Source organism: Amycolatopsis sp. NPDC049252 (assembly GCF_043197175.1).
Lineage (GTDB): Bacteria > Actinomycetota > Actinomycetes > Mycobacteriales > Pseudonocardiaceae > Amycolatopsis.
Map to the genome: position 1 here is coordinate 21544 of NZ_JBICSQ010000097.1, position 6686 is coordinate 28229.

The following is a 6686-nucleotide window of genomic DNA, read 5'->3' on the forward strand; positions in this document are numbered from 1 at the left end:
GTCGCTCCACATCGACTCCCCGGCGATCCGGCAGTAGCGTCGAACGGGTGAACGCAGTTCCAGACGCTCTTCCCCGCACCGCCGGGGCCCTGCGCGCGGCCGGGTACGAGCCGCGCCCGATCGCCCAAGAGATCCACGACAACCTGCTGAACGCCCTCAGGAACGGCGAAGACGCCTGGCCGGGCATCGTCGGGTTCTCCCGCACCGTGCTGCCGCAGCTCGAACGCGCGCTGCTGGCCGGCCACGACGTCGTCCTGCTCGGCGAACGCGGCCAGGGCAAGACCCGCCTGCTCCGCACCCTCCCCGGGCTCCTCGACGAGTGGACGCCCGTCATCGAGGGCTCCGAGCTGGGTGAACACCCCCTGCAGCCGATCACGCCCGCGTCGATCCGCCGCGCCGCCGAGCTCGGTGACGAGCTGCCCGTGGCCTGGCGCCACCGGTCCGAGCGCTACACCGAGAAGCTGGCGACGCCGGACACCTCGGTCGGCGACCTGATCGGCGACGTCGACCCGGTGAAGGTCGCCGAAGGCCGCAGCCTGGGTGACCCCGAGACCATCCACTTCGGTCTCGTCCCGCGCGCCCACCGCGGCATCGTCGCCATCAACGAGCTGCCCGACCTCGCCGAGCGCATCCAGGTCGCGCTGCTCAACGTGATGGAGGAGCGCGACATCCAGGTCCGCGGCTACACGCTGCGGCTGCCCCTGGACGTCCTGCTCGTGGCCACCGCGAACCCCGAGGACTACACCAACCGCGGCCGGATCATCACCCCGCTGAAGGACCGCTTCGGCGCCGAGATCCGCACGCACTACCCCCTGGACGTCGCGTCCGAGGTGGCCGTCGTCCGGCAGGAGGCCCACCTGGTCGCCGAGGTCGGCGAGCCGCTGCTGGAGGTCATCGCCCGGTTCGTCCGGAACCTGCGCGAGTCGCCGGTCATCGACCAGCGCTCCGGTGTGTCGGCGCGATTCGCCGTCGCGGCGGCGGAAACGGTCGCGGCGGCGGCCCTGCGACGGGCGGCGCTGACCGGCGAAGAGCCCGCCGTGGCCCGGCCGGTCGACCTCGACGCGGTGCCTTCGGTGCTGCGCGGCAAGATCGAGTTCGAGCCGGGTGAGGAAGGCCGCGAGGTCGAGCACCTGGTGCACCTGCTGCGTCGGGGCATCGCCGAGACCGCGCGCGAGCGGTTCGCCGGGCTCGACCTGCGTCCGCTGGCCGACGCGGTCGCCGACGGCCACCTGGTCGCCACCGGCGAGCGCGTGCCGGGTGAGGACGTCCTCAAGGCCCTGCCGGAGCTGCCCGTGCTGCACCAGGTGGCCGAGCGGGCCGGTGTCGGCGCGGACGAGCCCGCCGGGCGGATCGCGGCCGCCGTCGAACTCGCCCTCGAATCGCTGTTCCTGGCGCGACGGCTCGCCAAGGACTCCGACGACACGACGACCGTCTACGGCCGATGACCGCGGTCCCGCTTCCCGACGGCTACTCCTACGGCCCGTGGCACGACGGGCCGGACCCGCTCGCGCCCCCGGCCGACCTGCGGGACGCGCTCGACGAGATCGGCCGCGACGTGATGGCCGGCTCGTCGCCGCGCGCCGCGCTGGAGGAACTGCTCCGGCGCGGCACCGACCGCACCGCGGGCCTGGACGAGCTGACCCGGCGCCTGTGGCAGCAACGGTCCCGCATCCAGCGGCGCAACAACCTCGACGGCACCCTGCGGGAGGTCCAGCGCCTGCTGCAGGAAGCCCTCGACGCCGAGCGGCGCGAGCTGTTCCCCGACCCGGACGACGAGGCCCGCTTCCGCGAGGCCCAGCTGGACGCCCTGCCGCCGGGCACGGCCGCGGCCGTCAACGAGCTGTCCGAGTACGACTGGCGCTCCGAACAGGGCCGGGAGAACTACCAGAAGATCCGCGACCTGCTCGGCCAGGAGCTGATGGAGTCGCGGTTCCAGGGCATGAAGCAGGCGCTGCAGAACGCCGGGCCCGAGGACGTCGAGCGGATCAACGAGATGCTCGGCGACCTCAACGACCTCCTGGCCGCGCACGCCCAGGGCGCCGAGGACATCCAGGAGCGCTTCGACGGCTTCATGGACAAGCACGGCGAGTTCTTCCCGGAGAACCCGCAGAACGTCGAAGAGCTCATCGACGCCCTCGCGGCCCGGTCGGCGGCGGCCCAGCGGATGCTCAACTCGATGTCCGCCGAGCAGCGGGCGGAGCTGGCCGAGCTGACGCAGCAGGCCTTCGGCGACCCGCGGCTCGCGCAGCAGCTGTCCAATTTGGACGCCCAGCTGCGCGCGGCGCGGCCGGGCGAGGACTGGACGTCGTCGGAACGCTTCCGCGGCAAGAACCCCTTGGGCATGGGCGAAGGCGCCCAGGCGATGGCGGATCTCGCCGAGCTGGACGCGCTGGCCGAGCAGCTGAGCCAGTCCTACCCCGGGGCGAGCCTGGAGGACATCGACCTGGAGGCGCTGGAGCGCCAGCTCGGGAAGGACGCCGGCGTCGACGCGCGGCGACTGTCCGAACTGGAGCGTGAGCTGCGCCGCCAGGGCCTGTTCGAACGCGCCGCCGACGGGACGCTCCGGTTGTCGCCCAAGGCGTTGCGGCGGCTCGGCGAGACGGCGCTGTCGGACATCGTGAACGCGTTGCGCGGCAAGACCGGCGACCGCGAGACCGAGTCGGCGGGCGCGGCGGGCGAGCCGACCGGCGCGTCGCGGCCGTGGCGGTTCGGGGACATGCAGCCCTGGGACGTGCCGCGGACGATCCGCAACGCCGTGCTGCGCACGGTGTCGGTGGGGGAGAGCGCGGTCCGGCTGGACGTCGAGGACGTCGAAGTGGTCGAGACCGAGCACCGCTCCCGCGCCGCGGTGGCGCTGCTGGTCGACACGTCGTGGTCGATGGTGCAGGAAGGCCGGTGGCTGCCGATGAAGCGCACCGCGCTGGCGCTGCACCAGCTGATCAGCACCCGCTTCCGCAACGACGCGCTGCAGCTGATCACCTTCGGCCGCTACGCGACGTCGGTGGAGCTGCCGGAGCTGGTCGGGCTGGAGGGCGCGTGGGAGCAGGGCACCAACGCCCACCACGCGCTGCTGCTGGCCGGCCAGCACCTGCGGCGTCATCCCGACGCGCAGCCGGTGGTCCTGATGGTCACCGACGGCGAGCCGACCGCGCACCTGGAACCGGACGGCGAGGCGGTCTTCGACTACCCGCCCCAGCCGCGGACCCTCCACAAGACACTGTCCGAAGTGGACCGCCTGGCCAAGCTGGGCGCCTCGGTGACGGTCTTCCGCCTGGGCGACGACCCGAGGCTGACGGCGTTCGTGGACGTCATCGCCCGCCGCTCGGGCGGCCGGGTGGTGGCTCCGGACCTGGACGGCCTGGGCGCCGCGGTGGTCGGCGACTACCTGCGCACGCGGCGCCGCTGACGGCTGTCTGGTGGTGCTCCGCGGTCACTGGACGGCGATCTGGTGGCTGCGGCGCGCGACCCGGCCTGGTGTCGGAGGGCGGCTTCGCGGGGCTGTCGACCGGCGCCGCTGACCGCTCTTCGGCGGTGCTCCGCAGTTGTTGAATGGCGGCCTGGTGGCCGCCGGACTGGTGGGGTGGCCGGTTGCGGCGGGGCCCGGGTCCACGCGGTGTTTCACGCGGCTGGTGACCCGGGTGCGCTGCCGGCCGGTACTGGGAGGCTCTCCCGATCCGGCCCGCAGCGCACCCGGCACCGATGACCGATGGTAGGTGGTGCTCCGCGGTCGCCGATCGGCGACGGGGTGACTGCGGGGCCGATCGGCGGGTCGGTTGCGGGCGCGGCCCCGGTCGCGCGGTGGCTTCGCCTGGCCGGTGATCCGCGCGCCGCTACTCTGCGGCTACCTGCGCTGCCGGCGCCGCGATCCCGGCTCAGGCAGTTCCGCGAGATCCTTGACGGCCTGCCGGGTGTACGGGTGGGCCGGCCCCAGCACCCGCCGGTAGTCCGCGGCGACGGCGGTGAGCGTCTCCCGGCCGGCCGGGCCCTGCGCCAGGCCCAGGTTGCGCCGGGCGTTGAGGGTGGCCGTGTGGTCCGGGCCGAGCAGCCTCGTCCGGTCCCGGACCGTCCGTTCGAACAGCTCCAGCGCCTCCGCGGACTGCCCGTCCGCCAGCAACGCGCGGGCCAGGAACAGCCGGATCCGGACGGTTTCGAGATCCTCGGAGGGCTCGGAACCCAGCCGCCGCAGCAGACGGATCGCGTCGTCGAGACGACCGGCCTCCTGGTAGGCCACCGCCAGCCACGGCGAATCGGCGGCGTGCAGCGTGATCGCCTCCGCGGCCCGGCCCGCACGGGCACAGGTCCGGGCCAGGTCCTCCCGCGCTGCACACGTGGCCGGGTGGCTCGCGCCGTGCACGCGGACGTGCTCCCGCAGGTTCTCTTCCAACACCGGCACGGCCACCCCGGCGAGGTCGGCGGACCGGAGCGCCCGGCCGAAGCCGGCACGGGAGCGCAGCGTGATCCGGTGGTCCGGGCCGAGGACCCGCGCCGCGTGGTCGAGGTTCGTCTCGTGCACCTTGAGCGCGCGGCCGAGCAGCCCGGCGCTCTCGCAGGCCAAGCCCAGGGCCTCACCCGCGTCGAGGGTGGCCTCGGCGTCGGGACCGAGCACCCGTACGCGCCGTTCGAGGACGCGCTCGGACAGCGTCACGGCTTCGGCGCCCCGCTCGCTCGCGAGGCACGCTTGCCGGAGCGCTCGCACGGCTCGTTCGGTGCCGGGGTGGCGGGACGGCAGGTAGGCGTCGTGGTCGGCCACCACCTCGCGGCCGAGGGCGCGGGCCCGGGCGAACGCGCCGGCCGCGGTTAGGGCGCGCACCGACCGGCGTCGCAGCCGCATGACGCGCGCCAGCCGCGGTGTCGCATCGGCGGGGAGCAGGGCACGGAAGTGCGGCCACAACGCGCTCACGTGGCGGGCCAGGTCCGGGACGGCCGGCCAGTCGTCCAGCACGGCGCACGTCCGGTCGAGCGCGGCCGCCAGGCGGTCCTCGGCGTGGAGCCGGCCCAGCAGCGCCCGCCGGGTCAGGTCGTGCATGGTGACGGTCTCGCCGCGGACGTCGAAGCCGATGAGCGACGCCTCCGCCAGCGCCCCGAGCACGGCGTCCACCGCGACCGGGTCGGGCCCGAGCCGGTGCACCCGCTCCCGCCGGACGCCGGGGGCGAGCAGGGCCAGGAACTCCGCGACACCGCGGGCCCGCCCGTCGCGGGCCACGACCAGCCGCAGCGCCTCCAGCACGGTGTCCTCGACGCACCCCGGCTCTCGCTCCGGCACGGAAGGTGACGCGTGGGGCAGATTCTCGACGTAGGACGCGAAGTCGGTGCCCCGCCGCTTGAGCACGCCGCCGGCCTGGGCCAGGGCGAGCGGCAAGCAGCCCAGCTCCCGGGCCAGTTCGAGAGCGCCGTCGTCACGGCCCGGCCGAACGCCCAGAAACCCGATCGCCTCGGCCTCGTCGAACCCGCTCACCGCGACGGTGCCGCCGAGGATCTCGAAGTCCGGCACGGTCGTCGTGATCAGCACGCGGGCCCGCGCGGGCAGCCAGCGGTTGAGCGCGTCGGGGTCGGTCGCGCCGTCGACCACCACAACCGGCCGGTCCGCGGCGTCCAGCCACGCCAGCCCGGCGCGCGCGGCCGCCTCGGCGTCGACGACGCGGCCGGCCACCCCGGCCCGCCGGGCCAGTTCCGCGTAGGACAGCACGATGTCCGCCGGGTCGGCGACCCAGACCACAGTGGACGCTTCCGCGGCGGCGCGGGCGTACGCGGCGGCGAGGTGGGTCTTCCCGGCTCCGCACGCGCCGAGCAGGACGCAGAACCCGCCTTCGCCGAAAGCCTCGTCGATCTTGGCCAGGAGCGGGCCACGCCGTACGTACGGTGACGGCTCGGCCGGGACGCGGCCCAGCACGACCCGCGTCCCCGGCGCCCGGTTCCGGCGCGGCCGGACGAGGGCGGCGAGCGCCGTGACCAGGGCCTTCATCGAGCAAGGTTAACCGCGCTCGCGGCCGGGCGGCGGCTACGGAAGGGTGACGCTTGACCCTGACGCGGCGTGAGGCACCACCGTGGTCTGCGCAAGGGCCACAGGGCCGCAGAGGAGGGGAACGATGGGACATCCCGTGGGCAAGGTCGCCGCGCTGGCCGGGGTCACCGTCCGGACACTGCACCACTACGACGAGATCGGCCTGCTCCGCCCGAGCGGGCGGACGCCGTCGGGGTACCGCAGCTACGACGACGAGGACCTGGACCGGTTGCAGCGCATCCTGTTCTACCGGGAGCTCGGGTTTCCCCTCGAGACGATCGCGACCCTCGTCGACGACCCGGGCATCGACGCCGACGCGCACCTCAAGAGGCAGCGGGAGCTGCTGGTGACGCGGATGGGCGAGCTCGGGCGGATGGTCGCGGCCGTCGATCGTGTGATGGAGGCGAGAGCCATGGGCAACGCGTTGACGCCCGAGGAGAAGTTCGAGGTGTTCGGCGGGTTCACCGAGCCGGACGGGTACGCCGAGGAAGCCGCGCAGCGGTGGGGCGACACGCCCGAGTGGCAGGGCGCGGTGGCACCGTCCAAGGAGGACCTGGCCGCGGGCGAGGCGGCCCGGCAGGACTGGGTGGGCCGGCTGAACGCCGTCCTCGACGCCGGGGCCGCGGCGGACAGCGCCGCGGCGATGGACCTGGCCGAGGAACACCGGGCGATGCTGGGCCGGGTC

At 74.4% G+C, this 6686-nt stretch carries 4 protein-coding genes; 3 read left to right on the top strand and 1 reads right to left on the bottom strand.

What is annotated here, in order from left to right:
• The first annotated feature begins 47 nt into the window (after positions 1 to 47).
• Positions 48 to 1445: an ATP-binding protein gene (locus tag ACGFMK_RS43605; RefSeq protein ID WP_392776094.1), complete on the top strand. Its 1398-nt coding sequence runs from the start codon at positions 48 to 50 to the stop codon at positions 1443 to 1445.
• Positions 1442 to 3406 carry a VWA domain-containing protein gene (locus ACGFMK_RS43610; protein WP_392776096.1) on the top strand — a complete coding sequence of 655 codons (1965 nt, stop codon included), beginning with the start codon at positions 1442 to 1444 and terminating at the stop codon, positions 3404 to 3406. The genes ACGFMK_RS43605 and ACGFMK_RS43610 overlap by 4 nt, the downstream gene beginning before the upstream one ends.
• A 435-nt stretch (positions 3407 to 3841) precedes the next feature.
• On the opposite strand, the gene ACGFMK_RS43615 is transcribed toward ACGFMK_RS43610, so the two are convergent.
• Positions 3842 to 5962, bottom strand: coding sequence for a tetratricopeptide repeat protein (locus ACGFMK_RS43615; RefSeq protein ID WP_392776097.1), 2121 nt, complete (start codon positions 5960 to 5962; stop codon positions 3842 to 3844).
• A 124-nt stretch (positions 5963 to 6086) separates the two neighbouring features.
• Between ACGFMK_RS43615 and ACGFMK_RS43620 the strand changes: the two genes are divergently transcribed.
• On the top strand, positions 6087 to 6686 hold a 600-nt coding region (locus ACGFMK_RS43620; protein WP_392776100.1), incomplete at its 3' end, for a MerR family transcriptional regulator.